Here is a 25,256-nt window from a genome sequence, read left to right on the forward strand (position 1 = left end):
ATACAAGCGAGTTTGTTGCTACAAAACTAGCCCGATCTATGTCATCGTGCACGCAGACTAACCTCAGAAATCCAAAACCGTTCGTAGTGCGGAATTAAGTCCGCACTACGAACCAAATGTGCTAAACTCAGAAACCCGGTTTCTTCTTATATTTCTCGTTTTTCCAAAACTCGTAAAAACCGAGTTTCTAGCTCCCCACGCCCAAGCCTTGAAACTGTCCGATTGTTTTACTAGATATAGTTAAAGCATACCCGAAAAAATACATACTCTGTTATTCGCATAAGTTCAGGAAAATCTGCTGGATTTTACTGATTGTTTTACCCTCGCACAGCGAGAATTATACCTATTGGAAAAGCCGATCGCACAAACCGCACAAATCTGACTCAATCATTCACATATCCCGGAAATCCGGCATTGTCTGGTGGACTGACCCCTGGCCGCACTGAGATAAACTACGGCTGGCGGCTCCTCAATAGTTATAAGTGGCAGATTTTCTGTCATAAATTTAGTAATCTCCATATCTAAGTTAGTAGCTGAAAAATCAGGTTGATCCCAATCCTCGCTTTCTTCAATGGCGATTGTTGTTGGTAGCGCCATCTCAAAATCTAGCTCGTCGCCAAAACTTGAAACTTCTTTAATTGGATCGATTTTCTGAACAGTATCGGCGGCCAAAGCTTGATTTGTATTAGCCATTAGTGCGATCGGCAGTGCGATCATTGCACTTATCCTTTGTCGCGCCGTAATTTTCCGCATGAGATCCTCCTGGTATCAACTAAATTTTTCTCCTCTAAATTCAACATCCGCCACTACTTTAGATCCCTGTTATTAATGAATAGTAGTTTGTTGTCAGATAAAATATAATTCGAGCTTTGAAACTTCGCGCGAAGTTTGCACGGGCGGAGGCTGAGGGTATTTTGTCAAGGGTTCCTACTTCTGTTTACTACGTAAAAACTCTTAAACAGTCAGGTTTGCCAATTAAGTAATTCCCGAGCTCGATCGCCAGTGTCAATCCCAGAGTCAAAACGGTGAGAAGTTTGATCGCAGCCCCGCGCTTCCGCCTGCTAGCTGATTTGCTATACCATACCCACCGCAGATGTGTCAATAATTATATCTTAACATTTTTAATTTTTTGCAGCATTCTCGTTACCAGGAAGAGCCTGGTAACGCAGATCGGGGAGGAAGAGCCCTAAGCAAAGTCGAGAGGAATCCTACTTAGTCAAGCCGTGTTCGAGCGCGTAGCGAACCAACTCAGTACGGCTGTTAGTACCAGTCTTGCTAAACAAGCGGCTGACGTACTTTTCCACATTCCGCACGCTAGTTTCCAAACGGCGAGCAATTTCTTTATTCATCAAACCTTGAGCAACCAAATCCAAAACACTTTGCTCTCGCGGAGTCAAATCAATTTTAATCGGCGAAGCACTTTGGACGATCGAACTTCGCCCGCTCAACAAAGACTCAATTCTCGCCATTTGGCTAGCCAAAGCAGCAATATCAGGACTTTCAGCATTTTCGCCTGTCTCCTTAGCAGCCGCGCGGCGCGCTAACAAATTGGTGACAATTGCTACTAATTCGTCGGGATCGAAGGGTTTAGAAAGATAAGCATCGCAGCCGGCTTGATAGCCTTGAATGCGATCGCCCGTCATCCCCTTAGCCGTCAAAAACACCACCGGCAAAGCCTTATAACGAGGATCTTCCCGCACTTGCTTGAGAAACTGATAGCCGTCCACCTGCGGCATCATGATGTCTGAAATCACCAAATCAGGATTGTGCTGCTGCAAGAGTTCCCACCCATCCCGAGCATTACTGGCAACCTCAACCGAAAAATTGCTATCTTCCAAATAAGCTTGTACCGCTTCCCGCAAGCCCGGTTCATCATCTACCAATAATAATCGTGCTGACATATCCGTTACCCTTACGTTTGATCGCTATTATCTGTCAACTTAGCTGAATTTAACTATTATTGTCACTCCATCTATAGAAGCAATTCAAAAAATTGTGGTTCAACTCAAGAGTTTTGAGTTTTGTTTTGCTGCAACAGACAAGATTACCAAAATAGTTAGGAGTGGCTATAATATCATATCCGCTCAATTAACCGCAAAAACGCTTGGTTTGTAGTGCGAACTTAAGTCCGCACTACGAACTAATATTAGTATTGCGGTTAATCGATCCCAGATCAGCTAAAAACTCATCCCACAAAAATCTTTTTTTCTTGTGGGACGAAGATCCGCTTTGCGCCCTAAAAGTTGATGAAAAGGACTTTTACAATCTTGTCTATTCTTGAACTATTCCGACTTAAACTTTTGAACGATCGGTCAAAATTTCATAACCGGTGTCCGTCACCAACACAGTATGCTCAAACTGAGCCGACATAGCATTATCCACCGTTACAGCAGTCCACTTGTCAGCCAGCGTCCGAGTGTACTTAGAACCCGCATTCAGAATTGGCTCGATCGCCAATGTCATACCCGATCGCAATTTCACATTCGGCATTTCGCGAGTGCGGAAATTGAAAACCGACGGTTCCTCGTGCAAATTGCGCCCGACACCGTGGCCGGTAAACTCCTCAACGATACTAAAACCGTTGCTTTTGACATGATCTTCGATCGCACCGGCGAGATCGAGCAAATAAGCTCCAGCCTTCACTTGTTCGATACCTTTATAGAGAGCTTCTTCTGCGACTCTAATTAATTTTGCAGATTCCGGTGTCACCTCCACAACTGCGATCGTGATGCAAGAATCGCCGTGAAAACCTTGGTAATATGCTCCCGTATCTACTTTCAGAACATCTCCGGCACGAATTACTTTTTTGCGGCTGGGGATGCCGTGAACAACTTCGTTATTAATGCTGGAGCAAATCGAGCCGGTGAAACCGTGATAGCCTTTAAAACTGGGAGTTGCACCCATTTCTCGGATGCGTTTTTCGGCATAAACATCCAAATCAGCAGTAGTCATTCCCGGTTTCACAATTTGCGAAATTTCTTTCAGTACGGTTGCGACAATTTTCGCCGCCTGCCGCATTATTTCGATTTCGCGTTCCGACTTAATTTCAATGCCTCGACGCTGTTTTGTGACTTGGGGTTGTTTAGTTGGCGCGGAAAGCAGACTGCTAAAAATATTCATGTATTGAATGTCAGGTAATTTTGTAGTTGAAAGGCAGGTTAAAGCAAAAAACGGTAAATGTCCGGTTTTTTGGGGAAACACCGGTGTCTTGTTCCGAACTGTCGATCGCTCGTCCTTTCAGCTAGTTTAATATTTTTCTTGGTAATCGGCACGGGAAAGGGGGATATGGGGAGAGGGATCGGGAGAAAGGGGGAGAGGGGGAGAGGATTTGAGGATTTGAGGCTTTTTGATGTGCCGCCCGATCGCCCAATACAATTTAAATGCAGTACCACTTACCAAATCCGGCTTAGATACCCCGTCGCTGTCGATCGGCGATAGTTTTACTCTCAGGCGGTTTCAACCGCCGAGTCCCTTTGAGCGTCGGATCTGTGGCCTTTTAAATTGAATGATGCAACAGCTTTGAGGCCCACCGGATTTCTGAGGATTCCTGCGAGGTTGGCAATTCCTGCAATTAACTTAGTTACCTCAACAGGTTTAGATAAGTGCATCTGGAAACCAGCTTCCAGCGCTTGTCGGCGATCGGACTCTCTCACGTAAGCAGTCAGGGCGATCGCAGGCATTTTTCGCTCGCGCAGCACTTCCATTTCTTTCACCCGCGCGATTAACTCATAGCCGTCTGCTTGCGGCATTCCAATGTCGCTCAGCAGCACATCCGGCCAAAAACTCTCCAGTGCAGCTAGAGCCTCGGCCACCGATGCCGCCGATCGCACCACAGCTCCTTCATCTTCGAGTACAGCAATCAAAAAGTCCCGCGTGTCATCGTCATCATCCACCACCAGCAATTGCAAATTAGCCAAAGTTGGCAGAGCCTCTGACACCTCATCGAGTTCAAAGCAATCATCAACAGCACCTTCCCCGTTTCCCTCAACTGGCAGAAAAACCGTGAATTTCGCACCCTCGCCCGGATTATTCTCTGCCCTAACGTTACCGCCGTGCTGTTCCACCAAGTGACTGACGATCGCCAATCCCAGCCCCAAACCCCCGTAAGACCTCGTTGTGCTGCTATCAGCTTGGCGGAAGCGATCGAAAACATAAGGCAGAAAATCAGGATTAATACCAATTCCGCTATCAATTACCTGAATTTGCGCCTCATCGCCCACTAACTCCAACCGCACATCTACTTTACCCCCTTCAGGAGTAAACTTAATCGCATTAGAAAGCAAATTCCAGACTACTTGCTGCAAGCGATCGCTATCGCCTATAACTTTACCAACCTTTGAGTCAGCTTGAAATACTATCACAATTGATTTTGTCTCTGCCAACGGTTTCAGAGAATCAATTGCCATTTCAATCACATTTTTTAACTGAATCGGATACAAATTAAAATTTAATTTTCCGCGCAGAATTCGCGAAACATCTAAAATATCTTCAACGAGTTGCGCTTGAGATTTAGCATTGCGCTCAATAGTCTCTAGAGCTTTATCAACCGTTGCTTGGTCAAACTTTTTTGCCCTAAGCAGCCTAGACCAGCCGAGAATCGCATTTAAAGGAGTACGGAGTTCGTGGGAGAGAATAGCCAAAAATTCATCCTTCATCTGGTTAGCTCTCTCAGCTTCTTGCCGCGCTACTTGTTCGCGGAGCAGTCGGCCGCGTTCTTCCTCTGCTTGCTTGCGGTCTGTGACATCTCTAACAGTTCCAACGTGACCGAGCAGTATTCCCAAATCCGAAAACATTGGCGAAGACTGTACGTTAATCCAACGCACATCTTCGTTATCAGCTAATCGAAACTCACTCGAATATTCCTGACCTTCTTTAATCCAACCCGACCAATCTGCTACTACGCGATCGCGGTCTTCAGGATGAACCGAACGCTGCCAAACTGACACCAAACTTTCATCTAAAATTAACCCAGAAATCGCTTGACATCGGGGATTCAGATAAGTACAACGGCCTGCAACATCAGCTAAGTAAATTCCCAGGGGCGAACAAGCACATAAAGTCCGAAATCGTTCTTCACTTTTACTGAGTTCATTATTAACAGCAGCTAACTCTGTTGCTTGTCGCTTCACCTCGGCAGTTTTTTGGAACAATTCCACAAATACCGCCACCTTCGATGTCAATATTTCCGGTTCCAACGGTTTGAAGAGGTAATCCACCGCACCCAGAGAATAACCTTTAAATACGTGGGTGTCATTACTGCTGAATGCTGTGATAAAAATAATCGGAGTCGATCGCGATCGATCTCTAGAGCGAATCATTGTTGCTGTCTCAAATCCATCCATTCCCGGCATCTGCACGTCAAGCAAAATTACCGCAAAATCTTGATGAAGCAGACATCTCAGAGCTTCTGCGCCTGAATTTGCCTTGACTAAATTATAAGACTGGTTCTTCAAAATAGCTTCCAGAGCCACCAAATTTTCTGAGCGATCGTCAACTATCAGGACATTTACTCGATCTTCGGGCTGCACATTCATAAATTTTTTAATTTTTAATTGTTAGCAAGTTGACCAAACAGGGAGCGATTTGAGAAAGGGGTAAAATCCAGTCTACTTCAACATTTGCGATCGCAGATGCAGGCATTGTCCGGCAAAAAGCAGAAGCCGGTTCCTCCACAAATGTCAATCCTCCTTCAGCTTTAATTTTTGCCAGCCCAGCAGTACCATCAGAACTAGCTCCTGTTAAAATTATGCCAATAGCGCGCTCCCCAAAGGCATCAGCAGCAGACTCAAACAGCACATCGATAGAGGGCCGCGCGTGGCAGACAGGAGGATCAGTTGATAGTGCAAATGTAGTAGAAACGCGACTGAGGATTGGGGATTTTGAATTGTCTATCGGCTCCACCGCCGCGCTCTTCCATGCTGTACCGTCGTTTTCATCAAGGCTAAATTTCTCCACCCAAGGCAATTCTATGAGCAAGTGATAGTCAGCGGGAGCCAAGTAAACCCGGCCAGGTGCGATCGGCTCTTTGTCCTCGGCCTCCGTGATTTGGAGAGAGCTTTTCTGTTGTAAAAAATCAGTAAGCCTGTTGGGAGAAGTCTTATGGCGGTGTTGGACAATAACCACAGGTAAAGGAAAACTTTGTGGCAAATCTCCCAGCAGGACAGTCAGAGCATCTAGCCCTCCCAAAGACGTGCCAACAACCACTATCTCAAAAATATTTTTATTTAATTTTGCGGTAGATTTTGTCACTTCTTTCAACTGCTTCATAGTTTTTTTCATAAGGTGTAAAAGTGAGAGACTCCTGATGTCCTAATCCTAAAACTCCAAACATTCCCAAACTCTCATAAAAAAGCTTGTGTACCCGCTCTTGAAGCTGTGAATTGAAATAAATCAGCACATTGCGGCACACAATTACATTAAATTCATTAAAAGAAGTATCTGTTGCTAAGTTGTGGTGAGCAAAGACCATGTTATCTTTAAGTGAAGACCCAAAAATAGCATTTTCATAGGCAGCAGTATAATACTCAGAAAACGCTTTCTTGCCCCCTGCTTGGTGGTAAAGCTGCGTATATTCTTGCATTTGTTTCAAAGGAAATATACCAGCCTTGGCTGTTTTTAACACTAATTCGTTCATGTCGGTAGCATAAATTCGACAGCGATCGTACAGCCCTTCTTCTTGCAGCAAAATTGCCATAGAATAGACTTCTTCTCCCGTTGAACATCCAGCGTGCCAAATGCGAATAAAAGGATAAGTACGCAGCATCGGTACTACTTTTTTTCGGAAACTAATGTAAAATTTAGGGTCACGAAACATCGTAGTTACATTAACAGAAACATCCACCAAAAAACGCTCTAAACAGGCAGGATTATGGAGTATCTTTTCCTGAAGTCCAGAGACCGTAGTGAGCCGTTCCGAGCGAATAGTGTTCCAAATGCGACGCTTGATAGACGCAAGAGCATAATTACGAAAATCAAATCCGTAATAGCGAAATATTCCCTCTAGTAGGAGTTGAATTTCGATTGTTTCAAGTTCATGGGTTTCGGGCATTAGTCATTAGTCCTTAGTCATTAGTCATTAGTCCTTAGTCATTAGTCATTAGTCATTAGTCATTAGTCCTTAGTCATTAGTCCTTAGTCATTAGTCCTTAGTCCTTAGTTATTTGTTATTTGTTATTAGTTATTAGTCCTTAGTTATTTGTGATTTGTCATCAGTCCACAGCCTACAGTCCACAGCCCACAGTCCACAGCCCACAATCCACAATGACTAATGACTAAGCTGTAGCGCATTTAAATTGTATATTCAGGGCGGGCGGGACACCCCACAAGACGGGGAATTGTTTTTTGACATACAATTTAAATATCCGACAGCTTAATGACTAATGACTGATGACTGATGACTGATGACTGATGACTAATGACTAATGACTAATGACTGATGACTGATGACTTCCATTATCTATAAAGCCAAACGCGCAGCAGCGATAGCAATTGTTCCGTATCAACAGGCTTCGTGATGTAGTCAGATGCCCCAGCTTCGATACATTTTTCCCGATCGCCCTTCATAGCTTTCGCAGTAAGAGCAATCATTGGCAGCGAACCGAATTGAGGCATCTTGCGAATTGCCTCCATTGTTTCGTAACCGTCCATCTCCGGCATCATCACGTCCATCAACACAATATTGATGTCAGGCGTATTTTGCAACTGAGCAATGCCCTCTCTGCCGTTTTCAGCAAACACAATTTGCATTAGATGGCGCTCCAGCATACTCGTGAGGGCGAAGATATTCCGCACGTCGTCGTCAACAATCAAGACTTTTTTGCCCGCAAGTGTCGAATCTGTTTGATACAACTGCTCTAGCATTTGGCGCTTCGGTTCCGGCAAATTTGCTTGGACTCGGTGCAAGAACAAAGCAGTTTCATCCAAAAGCCGCTCTGGCGATCGCACATCTTTAATAATTATTGTTTCCGCCATCCGCTTCAGTTGAGTTTCTTCAGTTCTAGTCAACTCTTTGCCCGTATAAATAATAATCGGCAAACTTTTCAAATTCGGCTCTTGCTTGATCTGTTCGATCAGTTCAAAACCAGTCATATCTGGCAGTCCCAAATCGAGCACAATGCAGTCAAAATGCCCAGACTTCAAAGTTTCTAGCGCCTCTGCACCGCTACCCACAGCCGTCGTTGAAACATCGTGATTGCCGATTAAATCCACAATGCTAAGACGTTGCGTTGCGTCGTCTTCGACAACGAGCAAATTTTTCACCGGTCGATCCACAAAACCCTTAATATCAGTCAAAGATTTGCTCAGCGCCTCATGACTGACAGGCTTTTGTAAATAGGCGATCGCCCCTAACTGCAAACTGCGCTGCCGCCCTTCTTCAACTGATACAATGTGAACCGGAATGTGGCGCGTACTCGCGTCGTGCTTCAGGCGATCGAGCACCGTCCAGCCATCCATCACAGGCAAATTTAGATCCAGCATAATCGCAGTTGGCTTGAACTCTCGCGCCATCGCCAAACCGATATCGCTCCGCAAAGCAACCAAAGCTTTAAAACCCTGTTCCTGCGCCATATCCACCAGAATCCGAGCAAAATTGACATCATCCTCGATAATCAAAAGAATGCGATCGCCACTCTCAATATTTTCTCGGTCATCAGATATTGTAACCGACGGATAAGGCGCGATGGGCAAATGGAAATTCGGCGAAGGAACTGTCACAGAAACACCAGGCGGCAACTGGGGCGTTGGGTTGTCGGTTCCAGAATCGCGATCGTTCATTATGCCAGATTCTTGATAAGTTTGCGGCAGATAAAGCGTGAATTTACTACCCTCACCAGCGCGACTCGTCAACTTAATTTCTCCCCCTAACAGATTAGCAATTTCTCTACTAATAGACAAACCCAAACCAGTGCCCCCGTATTTCCGGCTAGTGCTACCATCAGCTTGTTGGAAAGCCTCAAAAATAACCCTGTGTTTGTCATCAGAAATCCCAATCCCCGTATCGCTAACCGAGAAAGCCAAAACAGTAGCAGAACTCGTTAAAGCTTCAACTTCTAAACTCCACCCTTCCCGCACTACTTCGACACGCAACTTCACCTCACCCCGTTCAGTAAACTTAAAAGCATTAGAGAGAAGATTCTTCAAAACTTGTTGCAGCCGTTTAGCATCAGTATAGATACCTTTTGGCAACCCAGCATCAAGCTCTATTTGATAACTCAACTTCTTATCCAGAGCGATTTGGCGGAAAGTTCGATCCAAATGCTCTCGCAAATCCCCAAACAAAACTTGCTCAATATCCACCGACATCGTGCCCGATTCAATCTTAGCAAGATCCAAAATGTCATTAATCAGCTCTAACAAATCAGTTCCCGCCGAATAAATAGTGCGCGTGTATTCAACTTGCTTAGAAGTCAAATTGCCGTCAGGATTATCAGAAAGCAATCGAGCCAAAATCAACAGCGAATTCAGCGGAGTTCGCAACTCGTGAGACATATTTGCCAGAAACTCCGACTTATACTTAGAAGTTAGAGCCAACTGTTCGGCTCTTTCTTCCAGCAACGCCCTCGCCTGTTCAATATCTCGGTTTTTCCGCTCAACTTCCTTATTTTGCAGCGCCAACAATTCAGCTTGTTCTTCTAATTCTTCATTCGTTTGTTGCAACTCATCCTGCTGATTTTTCAACAATTCCTCAGAAGCGCGGAGCGACTGCGCCTGTTGTTCGAGACGCTTGTTAGTTTCCGTTAGTTCCCTTTGCTGAGTTTGCAACTCTTCTGTCAAAGACTGCGACTGTTTTAATAACTCTTCCGTCCGCATACTCGCCGCAATTGTATTTAAAACAATCGCGATACTTTCTGTAAGTTGGTCTAAAAATGTCAAATGTATTTCGCTGAAGCGGCGGAACGAAGCTAACTCGATTACCGCCGTCACTTGTCCCTCAAACAATACGGGTAAAACCACGACATTCAGCGGCGAAGATTCTCCCAATCCCGAGCTGATTTTAACGTAATTTTCCGGTACTTCCGTCAACAGTATTCGTTCTTTTTCCAGGGCGCACTGTCCGACCAAACCTTCGCCTAAACTGAATCTATTTCCTAGATGCTTGCGTTCCCGGTAGGCGTAGGTACTTAACAGTTTGAGAAACGGATCGTGTTCTATAGATTCCATCAAAAAGAATACACCATGCTGAGCAGAAACCAGCGGCGTCAGTTCAGATAAAATTAGTTTAGAAACTGTTTCTAAATCCCGCTGACCTTGTAGCATTCGAGTGAACTTAGCCAGATTTGTTTTCAGCCAATCTTGCTCAGTATTTTTATGCGTGGTCTCCCGGAGATTGGCGATCATCTGGTTTAGATTATCTTTGACAATGGCAACTTCTCCTTCAGTAGCGACGGAAATTGACCTCGTTAAATCGCCTCTGGTAACAGCAATTGCCACTTCGGCGATCGCCCGCAACTGAGTAGTCAAATTCGCCGCCAATTCATTCACATTGTCCGTCAAATCTCGCCACGTCCCCGCCGCACCCGGAACCTTCGCCTGACCACCCAATTTCCCTTCAATTCCAACTTCCCGCGCCACTGTAGTAACTTGATCGGAAAACGTCGCCAGCGTATCGATCATCTCGTTAATCGTATCAGCCAGAGTCGCAATTTCTCCCTTAGCTTCCAGGATTAATTTACGCTTCAAATCGCCATTCGCCACCGCCGTCACAACTTTAGCAATACCCCGCACTTGCGCCGTCAAATTCTCCGCCATCGAGTTTACATTGTCGGTTAAATCTTTCCAAGTCCCCGCAACTCCTTTCACCTCAGCTTGACCGCCCAATTTACCCTCAGTTCCCACCTCCCGCGCCACCCGCGTCACCTCAGAAGCGAAGGAATTAAGCTGATCCACCATCACATTAATAGTATCTTTCAACTCCAGAATTTCGCCTTTAACATCAACGGTAATTTTCTTAGACAAATCTCCATTTGCTACCGCCTTCGTCACTTCCGCAATATTCCGCACCTGCGCCGTCAAATTTCCCGCCATCAAGTTAACAGAATCAGTTAAATCTTTCCAAGTTCCCCCTACCCCGCGCACATAAGCTTGTACGCCTAATTTGCCTTCGGTTCCTACTTCCCTCGCAACTCTGGTTACTTCTGAAGAGAAGGAACTCAACTGATCTACCATGATGTTAATCGTGTTTTTCAGTTCAAGAATTTCCCCTTTGACATCGACAGTAATTTTCTTAGATAAATCGCCATTGGCCACAGCAGTTGTCACTTCAGCAATGTTGCGGACTTGGGCTGTTAAATTCCCCGCCATCGAGTTAACTGAATCAGTTAAATCTTTCCAGGTTCCTGCAACTCCTTTCACCTCAGCTTGCACGCCTAATTTCCCTTCGCTTCCTACTTCCCTCGCAACTCTGGTTACTTCTGAGGCGAAGGAATTTAACTGGTCAACCATCGTGTTGACAGTGTTCTTTAACTCTAGGATTTCACCTTTAACATCAACAGTAATTTTCTTAGATAAATCGCCATTTGCTACAGCAGTCGTCACCGCCGCAATATTCCGCACTTGCGCCGTCAAACTACCGGCCATAAAGTTAACAGAATCCGTTAAATCCTTCCAGGTTCCTGCTACGCCTCGGACATCCGCTTGACCGCCGAGTTTACCTTCCGAACCTACTTCCCTCGCCACCCGCGTTACTTCTGAGGCGAAGGAATTAAGTTGATCCACCATCACGTTAATGGTATTTTTTAGTTCTAAGATTTCGCCTTTAACCTGTACCGTAATTTTCTTAGATAAGTCACCGTTAGCAACAGCAGTCGTCACATCAGCAATGTTGCGGACTTGGGCTGTTAAATTGTTGGCCATCGAGTTAACAGAATCCGTTAAATCTTTCCAGGTTCCTGCAACTCCCTGGACTTCTGCTTGTACGCCTAATTTGCCTTCGGTTCCTACTTCCCGCGCCACTCTGGTTACTTCTGATACGAAGGAATTAAGTTGATCCACCATCGTGTTGACGGTGTTTTTTAACTCCAGAATTTCACCTTTAACATCAACAGTAATTTTCTTAGATAAATCGCCTTTGGCCACAGCGGTTGTCACATCAGCAATGTTGCGGACTTGTGATGTCAAACTGCCGGCCATGAAGTTAACGCTATCAGTTAAATCTTTCCAAGTTCCCGCAACTCCTTTAACTTCTGCTTGACCGCCAAGTTTACCTTCGGAACCAACTTCTCTAGCAACTCTCGTTACTTCTGAGGCGAAGGAATTCAACTGATCTACCATGATGTTAATCGTGTTTTTCAGTTCAAAAATTTCCCCTTTAACATCGACGGTAATTTTCTTAGATAAATCGCCATTGGCTACAGCGGTTGTCACTTCGGCAATGTTGCGGACTTGGGCTGTTAAATTACCGGCCATTGAGTTAACTGAATCTGTTAAATCTTTCCAGGTTCCTGCAACTCCCTGGACTTCTGCTTGTACGCCTAATTTGCCTTCGGTTCCTACTTCTCTAGCAACTCTGGTTACTTCAGATGAGAAGGAACTCAACTGATCCACCATGACGTTAATCGTGTTTTTCAGTTCGAGAATTTCTCCTTTAACATCGACGGTAATTTTCTTAGACAAATCGCCATTGGCTACAGCGGTTGTTACTTCGGCAATGTTGCGGACTTGGGCTGTTAAATTCCCGGCCATTGAGTTAACTGAATCTGTTAAATCTTTCCAGGTTCCTGCAACTCCTTCCACTTCTGCTTGTACGCCTAATTTGCCTTCGGTTCCTACTTCTCTAGCAACTCTGGTTACTTCTGAGGCGAAGGAACTCAATTGGTCTACCATTGTGTTGACAATTTTGGCTGTTTGAAGGAATTCCCCTTTGAGTGGTCTTTCTTCTATTTCTAGGGGGATGGTTTGCGATAAATCTCCTTTTGCTACGGCCCGAATTACTCTGGCGGTTTCTGAGGTTGGTTGCACTAAATCTGTAATTAGGGTATTGACAGAATTGACGCTAGCTGCCCAGGAACCTTCAACGTTGCCGATGGTGGCCCGCTGGGCGATTTTGCCTTCTTTCCCGACAACTGCGCCGATGCGATCGAGTTCGGCGGCCATTCTCTGATTGAGTTCGATAATGTCGTTAAGTTCGTCAGCAATTTTCCCGGCTAGACCTGTTTGGTCTATGGGCATCCTAGCTGAGAAGTTTCCTTTTTTGACAGCTACTAAGGTTCTGAGTAGCTGTTTGGCATAAACATTATTTGGATTGGGTTTTGTTAGTTGTGCAGTTGACATTACTGTTACCTTTGGGGAGTTGGAATGGGTTTGGCGCGGCTCGAAGGCGTTGGTGGTGGAAGATATCTGGCTTGCGGGCGGCAAGCGTCGCTCTAATCAGTTTTTTTGAGATGGTATTGTTATTGTTTGACTAAATTAGTGGCTGATTGCTTCTGTCAAAAGGTTGATGCTAAATTGGCATGGATCGGGTAATATAATATCCTGTTGATTTACCGCAATAAGTAAGGTTTGTAGTGCGGAGTTTAGTCTGCAGCCGGAGAACGGACGGTCGTCCGATCGCGCGATCGCGCGATCGGTGTTTATGATAGTAATCTACTTACCAAGTGCGATTATTTCCAATTTTGCCACGAACTATTGAAGATAGAAGTACCCGGAAAGGCGATCGGGTTTTTATCTTGCTGCAACCGCAATTGCAAAGCCTCTAAATTCGGCTCGCGGGCGGGTAATTCGTCTACTAATTCATAGGGTAAAATCCGATTTTCTAGGGAAAAAGCAGCGGTAATGCCCGCCGCAGCGCCGGCAGACCATTCAAAAGAATGCACTCGATAAGCCGCCGCCGCTGTGTGGCTAGTAGCAATACTTTTACCCGCAACTAACATATTATCAATTTTTTGAGGGATCATTGCCCGCAGCGGTATTTGGAACGGATAAGCTTGCCCTTGGCCTTTGCGAGTGCCTTCGCGTTCGGTGTTTCCCGGCGCTTCCGGCGGGCTGTTGGTCATGCAGGGGTGAAAGTCGATCGCGTAATGACCGATACCCACACTATCAGGATAAATCCGGGCGCGCGATCGCGATTTTGTCTCCTCAACAGTCTGACTTCCCACCGCCAAAGCCGGCGCGTTCAAACCACCGACAGCCAACCACAAATTTCGATACTCTTCTTCCGACAAATTCTCGCGGTAAAAATCCGTCCTAAAGTCAGTCCGAGACATATCAACTTCCCACACTGTAAAACCTTGAGGTTGAGTCAAAGTCGGCCGCCCAACAATCCGCCTGCCTTCCCGCATATAAGGATATTTAGAAAGTCCGTGAACAGTCCCCATCGGCGTATCCAAACCGCTCAAAAAACGATTGTTTGGATAAGGCTTTTTCACTCCATTACCTAATTGCGAGTCAGTAGTTCCTGCTACCAACCAGTAAAAAAATCCTTTAGCATTTTCTTCGCCGCGGCGCAAAGTTTCTGTTCGTAAACCACCCATCCATGCGCCCGGTTGCAGTTGACCATTAGCCTCCAATTGCGCGCGAGAATAAATTAAATTATCCTCAGCAGAACCGGGACGGTAGTCATTCCCCCAAGTCCAGTTTTGCATGGAAATATCCCCAGGATAAATCGGGAATTTCTTGGGGTCGGAAGGGCGCGGCTCATCCGGTCTCATGGTTTTAATTTGGCGGTAGCTGAAAACTAGCGGAAAGCTGGCTAATCTCGCCAGTTCGTAACTGTAGTAAGGAGCGTATTGTTGATAGAAAGACGGCATTTGATGCTGCTGCGGTTCCTTCGTTGCTTCCATCGCAAAGGTGTAGGTAAAACCTTGTGTGCAGTAAGGGTCGCCTTCGGGGCTGGCGGAGGAAGGTTCGAGAGGGGAACGCGGGTCAATTCCCAGGCGGTAGGGAACATCGGCAAGTCCGATTAATTCGCCTGTTTCGGTAGCATCTACAACGAACCAATCGGCACCTCTAGGTTTTGAATTTGATTGGTTAGGTGGTTTGGGAATAAACCGAATAATAGTTTTGTTAAATCGCGCCGAATTTTCGTAACGGTAGGCATCTTCGATGGTTGTAGAAAGGGTTTCGGTGTTGATTGGCGGGGTGTTTTGGGCGGGTTTGTGTTGAATGGCGATCGCACTTTTAATTTGTTGTCCGCCAACGGCATTCTCCGCCACAGCCGGAGTAATTGCTAGTTCTTTAATTATGGTATTGGGAAACCATTTTAGCTTACCATTGCCTTTTTTGGCAGCATCTTGCAAGATGCCAAATAAAAGTTTGTGGCCGTCGTAGGGCATGAAACAGGAATAGCTAACCCAACAGCCGCCGGGATTTAGTCTCCCGTAATGTTCTTTGATTCGCCGCCGCAATTCTAGGTAGCCGCGGGGGTAAAATAAGAGCGATCGCTGAGTTTCTCTTTCATCGAGTGCGGAAGTTCCTTGGGAGGAAATTTGACCGCCTACCCAGTCAGTAATTTCGGTGATGCAAACGGTGCGCCCCGCCAGCAAACCTTCGTAGGCGGTAGCCGCACCTGCAAGCCCGCCGCCTGCTACGAGAATGTCGCAAGTTTCCTCTTTGTCGGGATTGCGAGTCTGTGCGGCGAATGTTGGGGTAATAACTGAGATTGAGGTAATTAGGCTGAGGGTGAAGGTGACGAGCGATCGACCTTTGAGCGAAAACATATACTTCGGAAGTTTCATCAGAAATTTTAGGTTAAATTTTAACACAAATCAATACACTTACAGCCAATGACCAAAAAGTGAATGAATTTCTATAATACTGGTATTTCCCGGTGCGATCGGGGCAGTTGTTTTATTTTAGACAAATTTTAACAACAAAACACAGTTTGAATATCAGGATTAAGTCAACGAGCAAAATCATTAAATCTTATAAGTATTTGCTACATTTTTAGATTGGTATATAGCCTTTTTCAGAAAGATGAGGTACTATCCGGGAGCGGGCATTGGGCATTGGGCGGAGCGAAGCGGAGGGATTGGGCATTGGGCATACTTCACTTTTTTGATAACCGCTATAATTTCAAGCAATCTAACTTTTGATGAAGTTTTGCATAAATCAGACAAAATCATTAAACACACCCAAAATTTCCGAAGGGCATAAAAGCCCAAAAAATATCAAATCCTTATCAAACAAACTTAGTTAGAGTAGTTGCGGGCATATTTAAAACAACATAATTTTAGCAAAAATTATTTTTTATTGTAGCACTAATCGACTATCAAAACTAACTCTAATAAAAACTAACGCAAGGTGAAACTGACTCGATTTTTCATCTGAATTGAATCGTCTAAATCATTTATTGATGCAGAAACCGCAGATGTTATACAGCTAAACACACCCTATAGCAGATAAGTTTAAGATATTTGGGGAAGGAGTGCAATGCAGGTCGATCCAGTGCGGAAGTTCCCTGAGAGGAAATTTGACCGGCAAATCAATAATGTCGGTGAAGTGCGCTGTGCGCCACGCTAGCAAGCCTTTTTAACTGCCGATTAGTTGATTGTCTCGATGGCGAGTCGGCGCGGGTAATGTTGGGGTAATAGTTGAGATTGAGGTAATTAGGCTGAGGGTGAAGCTGACGGGCGATCGACCTTTGAGCGACAATAGATACCGTCGCAGTTTCATCGCTGGTTGGGGCATTAATCTTGACATCAGCGAAAAATATTCATAGCATTTAAATGTTTGTTTTGCAGTATACTGGTATTTTGCGGTGCGGTCACGGCAAAATTGTTTTATATAATCGGAATTAATACCATCTACCACTATCTAAAATCAGGAGCGAGCTTGTGCTCAAAATAGTCAAATTTTTTAGAGCGTTGATTTTTTTTGAGAGTTTAACAATTACGACAAGTTTAACTTTTTCTGAAGTTTTGCAAAGGTTGGACGAAGTTGTCACTCCTCCCAAACTTTTTAGAATCATTCTACCCTTCGCCCCGCCACCTGCCAAACCTTATGAAGGCACAATTTCGGGAAATACCTTCCAAATCAATCGCATTGCGATCGGCCGCAATTTATTTTTGCCAATTATCAAAGGAAATATCGATTCTCAACCGTTCGGTTGTTCCATCAAAATCAGGATGGTATTGCATAAAATCGTGCTAGGATTGATGATTCTTTGGCTGTGGACTACTGGCAGTATTGGAACGTTTTCTTTATTTGCTTGGTTTGTCGAACCATCGGTGGGAGCAATATTTTTGCCAATTCTAGGAATGTTTTTTTTGGTCTGGTTTTTGTGCTTAATTCCCTTTAAAATAGAAGCAAAAGCAGCCAAAAAGCTTCTATCAATTCTTTTAACATAAATCAATTTATTCCTACTTATTCTGATGCTCTATAAAATCTAAAAAAATCCGCGTCAATTCGCGTTCATCTGCGCTAAAAAAACCATCAAATTTATGCGTCACAACCAACTCAAACAAAAAATAAAACAAGGCGAAACTGTTCTCGGTTTATTCATGAACTGCGCCTATCCAGCATTCATAGAAATCTGCGGTCACGCTGGATTTGATTTTGCCGTCATCGACATGGAACACGGCCCGTTGCACCCGCTTGCTGCTGAAGATTTGTGCCGCGCGGCAGACTGCACCGGCATTGCACCAATTGTTCGCGTCCGCAAAAACGACGGGCCGCAAATTCAACGAGCTCTCGACATCGGCAGCGCGGGCGTTCAAGTACCTCAAATTGAAAGCAAAATTGATGCGGAAATGGCTGTCAAAAGTGCTAAATACAGTCCTCTGGGTTCGCGCGGCCTTTCCTTTGCTACGCGGGCGGGACTTTACACCGCCGCAGGTACAAATATCACGGACAAACTCAACGAAGAATCGTTAGTTGTGATTCATGTCGAAGGTAAAGGCGGTATCGAGAATCTGGCAGAAATTGTTACTGTGCCGCAGGTTGACGTGATTTTTCTGGGGCCTTACGATTTGTCGCAGTCGATCGGCATTCCCGGCCAAGTGCGCGATCCCCGAGTCATCGACATGATGCAGGAGGCGGTACAAACCATCCGCAGTGCAGGCAAAGCGGCGGGTACTTTTGCCGAAAACCCCGAAATCGCCCAGCAGTGGATTGATGCTGGCGTTCAGTACGTTGCACTTGGGGTGGATGTGGCCGTCTTCCTGCGGGCCTGTCAGTCGCTGGTGAAGGCGGTCGATCGATTTTAGATTTTAGATTTTAGATTTTAGATTTTAGATTGCGGGAATGAATTCCTGTGCGCGTCGCTCGAATATCGTTTGCCATCTTTACGATATCTTTGCAATTTTTGTATTTTTTTTGATGACACTTACAAAAAACCTAAGCTAGACTAGAAACATACACCTCCTTAAGGCAAAATTAGGGAGGGGAGCAAGGCTTCAGGGAGAAAAATATATGAAAACGGTATTAGAATCCATTCATTTGGATTATGCTTTCATGTTTACTTTTAAAAAAGTAAACTCGATTAAGCTAGAAGGTTTCAAGGAGTTTTTTGACGATATGCCTGTCGATCCGTATGTCAAAGGTAAGTATCGTTCGAGAAGATTGTCGCGGTTTGCAGTCAACGGAAATGATTTAGTTAAGTTACCTCACGGCTATTTGTTTCAAAGTAAAGAATACAATCCGGTAGCGGGTGATATCAGGCGGGAATTTGCTGAATTGGACGATCGGCTAATTGCCTTCGATAACTTCAAACAACTAATTTTTGCTTTTTTCGACTCCTGCAAAATTCACCCGGAAGCTGAAATCGGAGTGCATCAAATCAGGACGACTTGTTCGCCGCACAATTTTGGCAACCCCGCACCGGAAGGCATTCATCAAGACGGTACTGATTTTATCGGGATTTTCTCGGTCGATCGCACTAATGTTGTGGGCGGCGAAACGCATTTGTATTTGGCTAAAAAAGAGAAGCCTGTTTTTAATAAAGTTCTGCAGCCGGGAGACTTGTTGCTGGTTGACGACCACCAATTTTTCCACTTTACTACGCCGATTAAACCGGAATTGGAAGGGGTGGGAACCAGGGATGTCTTTGTGCTGACTTCTCCGAGTTTGCTGATCGATTGAGGAGAGTTGGGAAATTGGGCGTCTTTCGTTCGATCGTTCGGAATGCGAGTCCTCTCTCTGGCGTTTAGTCGAGTTGCAAAAGTCAAATTGACTCCCCTTATTCCCCCCTTATTACAGGGTGGAGCCATGTATTTCCACCAAAGTACATAAGAGCGGCGAAAACCGTCGAGAGTTGCTGGTATGTTGGGCGCATAAAACCAATCCGGTGTTTCTGCGCCTTTCTCTGGCGGGTCGGTTTCTCGCCAGTAAATGCCACAATCTTGCCCGATCGCATATTGTCCCTCTGGATGCAGTCACTCGACAACTAACCCGATCGAATCTGTCAGAATGATGCTCTGGGGTGCTCCTGAAAATTTTTTAGAAATCTACCGTCTTCCTCTGGCAATTCGGTACATTCAGGGAATACAGGAGGCAAACCAGTAGCAGTTATTATTTTGTTCATCGTCTTTTCCGTGCAGTTATTGTTGATTGTACTGCGAAATTTTAGAGCAATTTGATTTAAGTTTTCAGCTAATATTCGCTAATATGGAAAAGCGATCGTAAAAGGTGAGTCAAATGGTTGTCGCAATTTCTAAAGCAGGATTGGGTACAGGTGCGGCTTTTCTGTCAAACGTGACATGGGAAACTCTGGAAAAGTTGGATGCAGATTTGGCGGACACTGGGGCGCGTTTAACTTATTTGGATGGGTGTTTAGAAATTATGGCTCCTTTTTCTGAGGAACATGAAGAACCTAAAAAAACTTTAGGTCAGGTTTTAGAGGTTTATATGCGGACGAAGGACATTCGTTTTTATGCCCGTGGTAGTACAACTATCGGGATGAAGGAGTTGGGTGCACGGAAGGAACCAGATGAGTCTTACTGTTTGGGTACGCGCAAGTCGGTTCCAGATTTGGCGATCGAGATAACAGTGACGAGTGGTGGAATTGATACGCTGGAAATCTATCGTCGGGTGGGTGTGCGGGAGGTTTGGTTTTGGGAGGATGGGGTAATTTCGGTTTATTGTTTGCGTCCAACGGGGTATGAGTTGGTGAGCAAGAGTGAAGTTTTGCCGGAGTTGGATTTGCGATCGATCGAGTTTTATTCGCGGATGGCGGATCAATATGATGCGGTGAATGCTTTTATGCGATCGATGTAGAAGTTGAGAAGTGCGATCGTATGGTTTAATTGCTTTTGGAGCTGGTGAAACCATCCATAGGTTATGTAAGATTTAACTTTCAACGAATGAATCTCAACGATATCGTAGAAGCAATATTAGAAAATCGGGTGCGAATTACGGACCATGCTGACGAAGAAGCAGAGAACGATAGTCTCTCATTTGATGAAATCTACTTTTCCGTCCTTTATGGTGAAATCATCGAAAATTATCCCAAAGAAAAACCTTATCCCCGATACTTAATCTATGGTGAAAGCTTTAGAGGCGATCCTATTCACAGTGTTTGGTCTTATGTTCCTAGTAATAAACTAGCCATCCTAATTACAGTTTATCGCCCCGATGCGAATCGATGGATTAATTGGATACAAAGGAGAAATTAACAATGCTATCTGTAGAAAAATGCCCTATTTGTGGCGGTGAAATAGTTATAAAAGAAGTCGAGAAACTTTTACGAGGTGGCAACCATACTGCTATTTTAAAAGTATCCGCTGAAGTTTGCCTAAGCTGTGGAGAACGCTTGTACTCTGTGGAAACAGTTAGGAAATTTGCCAAAATTAGACAGCAGTTACAGCGGGAAGAAACTCAAGAATTTCAAGCGATGGGGCAATCTTTTCGCGTTGGGTTAAGATAGTACCGGCGGTTGAAACCGCTACTATATAAACCCGGCGGTTGAAACCGCGTCTTGTCAAACAAAGTCTGCCTCCGCAGACTAAGAAATATAAAGGGGTGGAATGTTACTTAGATTGAATGAATGTATTGTTGAAATACACGATTAATCTGAAACTTGGATCGCCCTCCTACTAACACTTTTTGCACTAAGCCGCGCCGCGCTAAAGATTGTATGGCTTGCCAAAATTCAGATTTGGATAATTCACTGTCAGCAGGTTGTTGTGAAATATCTACAGCTTCATCTTGAGTTGCTAACCAGTAGCTTACATTTTTTTCGGATTCCGATAAACGCTCTAAGTGAGATTCTAAAAGTGGCTCTAAATCGCCTAAATAAATATCATTTTTATTGGCTAAAAACCGGGAAACGCTAGCGTCAAATAATTCGATAATTGTTGAGGCGATGATATTTAGCCAGGAAGGATGACCTTGATAAATGCCGATTAAGTCTGGCCATTTTTCCTCATCTGTCAATTCTTTTTCTCTAAAAATTTCTGCCGCTTGTTCTCATAACCCTTTGAGGTGTAAGGTTTGTGTAGCTTTGTTTCCGGCTTCTAAAGCAGTTATTTCTCTGGGTTTTTCCCAACTCAGGAGGATTAAACAACTCTGATGAGAGGATGTGGCAATTTGTTTGAAAAATTTGCCGTAGTCTTCATAGTCTGTTAAATATTGACCTGCTAATTGATTGCTTTTAAAAATATTCTGTACGTCATCAAGGATTACTAAACAGCGAGAAGATCGAAAATAATCGATGATTGTGGGTAATGGGGTTTGTGGCGATCGCCCAAACAATTGCTTGAGTTCGGTTTGGAGGGTTGTGAGTGTGGGTGTGTGGCTGAGGCTGCGCCAAATAATGCAATCAAATTCGGTTTGAATTTGTTCGATGAGTTTGAGGGCGAGATTGCTTTTGCCGATTCCGCTTAAGCCGCAGACGGTAATCAGGCGGGTGTGGGCTTGTAATATCCATTGTTTGAGGGTGGAGAGTTCGGAAGTGCGATCGTAAAAGCTGGTTAATTCGGGTGCGTCTGTTAAATCGATGATTGGGGATTGACTTTTGTTTTGGGGAGAATCTGGGGGATTGGGCGAGGGCGTTTTTGTATCTTTAATAGTTTGTATAAATTGACCGCCAATATTAATATTGTCAACTTGTAATAAACAGTGACCTGATTGAGAAGCTTGAGAAACCCGATGCTTTTTCTCTAACTTAGAACGAACATTAAATTTATTTAGGTCTTCTCCTAACTCCTCACGCAACTTTTCCCATAACTTAGCAGCTTCTTTTTTAACGTGAGATTCACTACAATTAAACTCTTTAGCTATTTGAGGATATTTTTGCCTTTGCCAAACACCCGTTAGTATTGCTTCGTGTAGGGGTGTGAGATGTTCTCCAGTTTTGTCAACAATCAAATTATTCACCCATTCTACGACATCTTCAACATTCATGGGTCAGGGTTGAGTGCGGTTGAGTGAACTATATCCTACTAAATCCTACTTTGTCAACTGAATTGTACCAATTATACTAAATTGGTTCGGGATGGTTAGAAAAATTGGATACTGAATGCTACGGTTTTGAGTTGTCAAAGGTAAATATTAATCAATATAATTATACTAAGAATATGTAAATCGTAAATTTTGCACCTAATAGGAGAATATAAACTGTGAAATCAAAAAAATTTTGGCATCGTTTAGTTGCCGTCATAACTCTGACTGTGTTCTTCCTAACTATCCAGGTTCCTATACTTTCTAACCAGGCATGGGCTGCAGGTGAAACTATTTTCTGTACTATAGAGACAGACAAAATGAGCCATACAGACCATCTAATTTGTAATGAAACTACTAATACCAATAATACCAATAATACCACAGTAATTATTCATCCGCCAGGTGATTCAGGTAAAGCTGAAGCCTTTGTAGCAGGAGTGGTTGTTGGAGCTCTTGGTGGTAGTGCAACTACAATTGCCACTGTTTCGGGTGCTGGTTCGGTCGCTGGACTAAGTGCCGCTGGAGTTACTTCAGGTTTAGCGGCAATTGGTAGCGTTGCAGGTGGTGGAATGGTCGCTGGATTAGCAGTTTCAGCTTCGGTTCCTGTGATAGCTGCTGTTAGTGTTGGTTATCTTGCCTATAAAGGTTGGGAATTGTTACATCCTCCTCAAAATGTAGAAATTACTCCCTAATAAATTTAATTTTTTTCAGTAGGAAGGATCGGCAACACTTCAGCTAATACAGTAGATAAGGATAAAATCTGATGGTTCACTTAGGTTCTGGCGAACAAAAAAAAGATACTCGTCTAATAGCAACTATTTGGATTTGGGTTTTATCTATCTTTTCACTCTTAGCTTGTGTGCCAATTTTAGCTCTTACAGAAAATAGTTTTTTCCTGCCTTTTGCAGTGCTTATTTCTGTTACTATAAGCACTGCATCTATTTGGTTTTTTGGAAAGCCCATAAATTCAGAAAATGATAAAAAACTTCAAATTTTACAAGCTAGAATTGAAAATTTAGAAACAATTTCTGATGTTATTGAGTTTGATAAAAAATTAATCAATGATAACGATAAATAAAAATATTTTAATCACAAGGCTTAGATGTAGGGTGCGTCAAATTGAGATTGATTTTAGATGAAAGAGTAATTTTACTTATGACACACCTTACATCTTACAAATCCCTACCTCCTCACTGGCTGAAATCCCTGCACAAAAGTTATCCAGCGTGGTACTTTATCACCTGTAATATTTAGGATAGGGATGTTGAAACTGCTGACATCGGGGCGACCGATTTCACCAGCCGAAAAAGTAATATTCGTAGGTTCTGATTTACCTAAACCATAGGCACTAGCTATTTGATTAGCAAGTCGGCAGGTTATTACAAAACTTCCCATATTAATCGTGCCACCCCCAGCCTCGTAATTCCAAGTAATACCAGGTGTTAAATTTCCCTGCTGACACATAAAGTGAGTGACTTCAAACATTTTAGCAATGTGAACATCATATCGCCTTAAGCGTCCTCCATAGGCCGATGCTCTGGTATCACTTTCTGGTACTACAATCGATCCAAATCCTTCGTCAAAACCAAGCTTCATCGGTAGTGCTGTGGAACTTGTAAGCGGTTGACTCGCTTGGGGTTGTACGCGAGTCGATGACATCTGTACTGGTTTGACAAATTGACTATTAGCGCGAATAAAACAACCTTGCGCCGCACCAGTAGTGTAGTTTTTTCCTACAAAAAGCCAAGGTAAACCCCTGGTATCCAGGAAAGTAACACCAGCATTTCCAGGAAAGCTTTCAAAACGCTGTCCCTGTTTTAAAACACCAACTACAGACCAATTAAAAACATCAAATGGAGTGCGGTTGTCAATACGCATGAATTCTTCTTTTGAAGAATTCATGCGACAATTTAACCCCTTTGGGTCAGGGTCTACTACTTCCCAATAAGTATGATAATATCTGCCCGTATAATCCCCTTGATTATTAGGACTTGGGAGAGGTGCAGTAGAACCCAGTTTAGCTGTTACTAATACCAGAAGAGTTGCAAGAGTAATGGTTTTTAATTCTTTTAACATGGTATCACTTTTTAAACAATACATCTATTGGCAATCAAATAGCGATCGCACTTTTTCAACAATCTCGACCCCCCCTCATGGGATGAAAAGCCGACTCACACCCATATAGCCATTAATACCAAGCACAATCTCAATTAGACTCTCAACACAACGTTCCCGATATTCCCAATCATTCAGTAATCTATCAGCATTTCCAATCGTAATCACTGGTAATGAATTAGGGGTATTTTCTTCGCGCATTACTTGTTCTAAAGAATCCTTGCCTTTCATACTGCGATTAGCCGTTAGCAAAATCATCTAATTTTCTTGAGCAAGTCGCCAAACTACCCTGTCATCGCTATCAATGGGTAATTCCATTTGTGCAAAGGTGACAAAACGAATTGGGATGATATCAAGCCAACCTTGATTAGCAATAGAACCAAAGAAAATTATGGCGTGTCCGTTGAGATTACGATCGCCCAAAAAAATCACGCTTTAGCATCAAGTTTTGCCTTCGCGGCTCGAAGCTTTTCCCATGCAGCTTCCGTTCCAGGTCTTGGTGGTTGCGCCGCAATTCTGGCAATCAGATCGCGATTTTTTTCTTCGTAGTACAGCCGGAGTTCCTCAGCTTCTTTAAGCACAATTTGATACTCAGCTTCAACATCAGCGCGATTTTGCTCAATGTAAGCTAAAGCGGCGTTAATTTGTGCTTCTGTAAGGTCAAACAATCCCCTAATAAACTTAGGCGGATATTGAGCAGTCACATAGTCCATGATGTCGTAGATGGTGATGCGCGTACCTGCGACCGTCAGTCCTCTTTCTGTACGGATAATCGCTGTTTGTTCGTTGGATATAGTTGTCATGCATGTAACCTCTTTGAAGTTATT

Annotated in this window: 23 protein-coding genes and 1 pseudogene; 9 read left to right on the forward strand and 15 right to left on the reverse strand. The window is 44.0% G+C overall.

What is annotated here, in order from left to right:
* Nucleotides 1-387 precede the first annotated feature (387 nt).
* From QT998_RS07555 to QT998_RS07590, 8 genes are all read right to left on the reverse strand, one after another.
* Complete coding sequence (locus tag QT998_RS07555) at nucleotides 388-693, reverse strand: hypothetical protein (protein ID WP_333092273.1); 306 nt, start codon at nucleotides 691-693, stop codon at nucleotides 388-390.
* 515 nt (nucleotides 694-1,208) lie between these two features.
* Nucleotides 1,209-1,901: a response regulator transcription factor gene (locus QT998_RS07560; protein WP_194011497.1), complete on the reverse strand. Its 693-nt coding sequence runs from the start codon at nucleotides 1,899-1,901 to the stop codon at nucleotides 1,209-1,211.
* 391 nt (nucleotides 1,902-2,292) lie between these two features.
* Nucleotides 2,293-3,120 carry a type I methionyl aminopeptidase gene (gene map, locus QT998_RS07565; protein ID WP_194011501.1) on the reverse strand — a complete coding sequence of 276 codons (828 nt, stop codon included), beginning with the start codon at nucleotides 3,118-3,120 and terminating at the stop codon, nucleotides 2,293-2,295.
* A 326-nt stretch (nucleotides 3,121-3,446) separates the two neighbouring features.
* Complete coding sequence (locus QT998_RS07570) at nucleotides 3,447-5,534, reverse strand: hybrid sensor histidine kinase/response regulator (RefSeq protein ID WP_333092274.1); 2,088 nt, start codon at nucleotides 5,532-5,534, stop codon at nucleotides 3,447-3,449.
* A 7-nt stretch (nucleotides 5,535-5,541) separates the two neighbouring features.
* Nucleotides 5,542-6,249 carry a chemotaxis protein CheB gene (locus tag QT998_RS07575; protein WP_333116120.1) on the reverse strand — a complete coding sequence of 236 codons (708 nt, stop codon included), beginning with the start codon at nucleotides 6,247-6,249 and terminating at the stop codon, nucleotides 5,542-5,544.
* On the reverse strand, nucleotides 6,221-7,048 hold the full coding sequence (locus tag QT998_RS07580) for a CheR family methyltransferase (RefSeq protein WP_194067749.1): 828 nt from the start codon (nucleotides 7,046-7,048) through the stop codon (nucleotides 6,221-6,223). Before QT998_RS07580 ends, QT998_RS07575 begins: the two co-directional genes overlap by 29 nt.
* A gap of 404 nt (nucleotides 7,049-7,452) precedes the next feature.
* Nucleotides 7,453-13,269 carry a HAMP domain-containing protein gene (locus QT998_RS07585; protein ID WP_333116123.1) on the reverse strand — a complete coding sequence of 1,939 codons (5,817 nt, stop codon included), beginning with the start codon at nucleotides 13,267-13,269 and terminating at the stop codon, nucleotides 7,453-7,455.
* A 329-nt stretch (nucleotides 13,270-13,598) separates the two neighbouring features.
* Nucleotides 13,599-15,653, reverse strand: a complete 2,055-nt coding sequence (locus tag QT998_RS07590; protein ID WP_442921948.1) for an FAD-dependent oxidoreductase — start codon at nucleotides 15,651-15,653, stop codon at nucleotides 13,599-13,601.
* An 830-nt stretch (nucleotides 15,654-16,483) separates the two neighbouring features.
* Between QT998_RS07590 and QT998_RS07595 the strand changes: the two genes are divergently transcribed.
* The 4 genes from QT998_RS07595 to QT998_RS07610 all read left to right on the forward strand — a co-directional run bounded on the left by QT998_RS07595 (nucleotide 16,484) and on the right by QT998_RS07610 (nucleotide 19,014).
* A complete protein-coding gene (locus tag QT998_RS07595; RefSeq protein ID WP_333092279.1) occupies nucleotides 16,484-16,654 on the forward strand; it encodes a hypothetical protein in 171 nt (56 codons plus the stop codon).
* A 115-nt stretch (nucleotides 16,655-16,769) separates the two neighbouring features.
* The gene (locus QT998_RS07600) at nucleotides 16,770-17,282 is read left to right on the forward strand and encodes a hypothetical protein (protein ID WP_333116128.1); all 513 of its coding nucleotides are present in this window, start codon (nucleotides 16,770-16,772) and stop codon (nucleotides 17,280-17,282) included.
* Between the two features lie 93 nt (nucleotides 17,283-17,375).
* Nucleotides 17,376-18,140, forward strand: coding sequence for an HpcH/HpaI aldolase family protein (locus tag QT998_RS07605; RefSeq protein ID WP_333116130.1), 765 nt, complete (start codon nucleotides 17,376-17,378; stop codon nucleotides 18,138-18,140).
* A 205-nt stretch (nucleotides 18,141-18,345) separates the two neighbouring features.
* Nucleotides 18,346-19,014 carry a 2OG-Fe dioxygenase family protein gene (locus QT998_RS07610; protein WP_333092283.1) on the forward strand — a complete coding sequence of 223 codons (669 nt, stop codon included), beginning with the start codon at nucleotides 18,346-18,348 and terminating at the stop codon, nucleotides 19,012-19,014.
* 119 nt (nucleotides 19,015-19,133) lie between these two features.
* Here QT998_RS07610 and QT998_RS07615 read toward each other — a convergent pair.
* Nucleotides 19,134-19,456, reverse strand: a pseudogene (locus QT998_RS07615) (Uma2 family endonuclease); the annotation flags it as partial.
* Between the two features lie 113 nt (nucleotides 19,457-19,569).
* Between QT998_RS07615 and QT998_RS07620 the strand changes: the two are divergent.
* The 3 genes from QT998_RS07620 (at nucleotide 19,570) to QT998_RS07630 (ending at nucleotide 20,797) form a co-directional block, all read left to right on the forward strand.
* Complete coding sequence (locus QT998_RS07620) at nucleotides 19,570-20,148, forward strand: Uma2 family endonuclease (protein ID WP_333092284.1); 579 nt, start codon at nucleotides 19,570-19,572, stop codon at nucleotides 20,146-20,148.
* Nucleotides 20,149-20,234: 86 nt separating this feature from the next.
* Nucleotides 20,235-20,546: a DUF4258 domain-containing protein gene (locus QT998_RS07625; protein WP_333092286.1), complete on the forward strand. Its 312-nt coding sequence runs from the start codon at nucleotides 20,235-20,237 to the stop codon at nucleotides 20,544-20,546.
* A 2-nt stretch (nucleotides 20,547-20,548) separates the two neighbouring features.
* Entirely contained in the window at nucleotides 20,549-20,797 is a 249-nt protein-coding gene (locus QT998_RS07630; RefSeq protein ID WP_193974639.1) for a YgiT-type zinc finger protein, read from the forward strand.
* Between the two features lie 107 nt (nucleotides 20,798-20,904).
* On the opposite strand, the gene QT998_RS07635 is transcribed toward QT998_RS07630, so the two are convergent.
* Nucleotides 20,905-21,306 (reverse strand): hypothetical protein, encoded by a 402-nt coding sequence (locus tag QT998_RS07635; protein ID WP_333116133.1) that lies wholly within the window; start codon nucleotides 21,304-21,306, stop codon nucleotides 20,905-20,907.
* A gap of 33 nt (nucleotides 21,307-21,339) precedes the next feature.
* Entirely contained in the window at nucleotides 21,340-22,275 is a 936-nt protein-coding gene (locus QT998_RS07640) for an ATP-binding protein (RefSeq protein WP_333116136.1), read from the reverse strand.
* A 215-nt stretch (nucleotides 22,276-22,490) separates the two neighbouring features.
* On the opposite strand from QT998_RS07640, the gene QT998_RS07645 reads away from it, so the two are divergent.
* Nucleotides 22,491-23,006 carry a hypothetical protein gene (locus QT998_RS07645; RefSeq protein ID WP_333092291.1) on the forward strand — a complete coding sequence of 172 codons (516 nt, stop codon included), beginning with the start codon at nucleotides 22,491-22,493 and terminating at the stop codon, nucleotides 23,004-23,006.
* Between the two features lie 71 nt (nucleotides 23,007-23,077).
* Nucleotides 23,078-23,392: a hypothetical protein gene (locus QT998_RS07650; protein WP_333092292.1), complete on the forward strand. Its 315-nt coding sequence runs from the start codon at nucleotides 23,078-23,080 to the stop codon at nucleotides 23,390-23,392.
* A 104-nt stretch (nucleotides 23,393-23,496) separates the two neighbouring features.
* On the opposite strand, the gene QT998_RS07655 is transcribed toward QT998_RS07650, so the two are convergent.
* The 4 genes from QT998_RS07655 to QT998_RS07670 form a co-directional block, all read right to left on the reverse strand.
* Nucleotides 23,497-24,390, reverse strand: coding sequence for a hypothetical protein (locus QT998_RS07655; RefSeq protein WP_333116139.1), 894 nt, complete (start codon nucleotides 24,388-24,390; stop codon nucleotides 23,497-23,499).
* Nucleotides 24,391-24,465: 75 nt separating this feature from the next.
* Nucleotides 24,466-24,687, reverse strand: a complete 222-nt coding sequence (locus QT998_RS07660; protein WP_333092295.1) for a hypothetical protein — start codon at nucleotides 24,685-24,687, stop codon at nucleotides 24,466-24,468.
* Complete coding sequence (locus QT998_RS07665; protein ID WP_333092296.1) at nucleotides 24,688-24,861, reverse strand: hypothetical protein; 174 nt, start codon at nucleotides 24,859-24,861, stop codon at nucleotides 24,688-24,690.
* Entirely contained in the window at nucleotides 24,858-25,232 is a 375-nt protein-coding gene (locus QT998_RS07670) for a DUF433 domain-containing protein (protein ID WP_333092297.1), read from the reverse strand. Before QT998_RS07670 ends, QT998_RS07665 begins: the two co-directional genes overlap by 4 nt.
* Nucleotides 25,233-25,256 lie beyond the last annotated feature (24 nt).

Source organism: Microcoleus sp. S1D4 (assembly GCF_036700765.1).
Taxonomy (GTDB): Bacteria; Cyanobacteriota; Cyanobacteriia; order Cyanobacteriales; family Microcoleaceae; genus Microcoleus.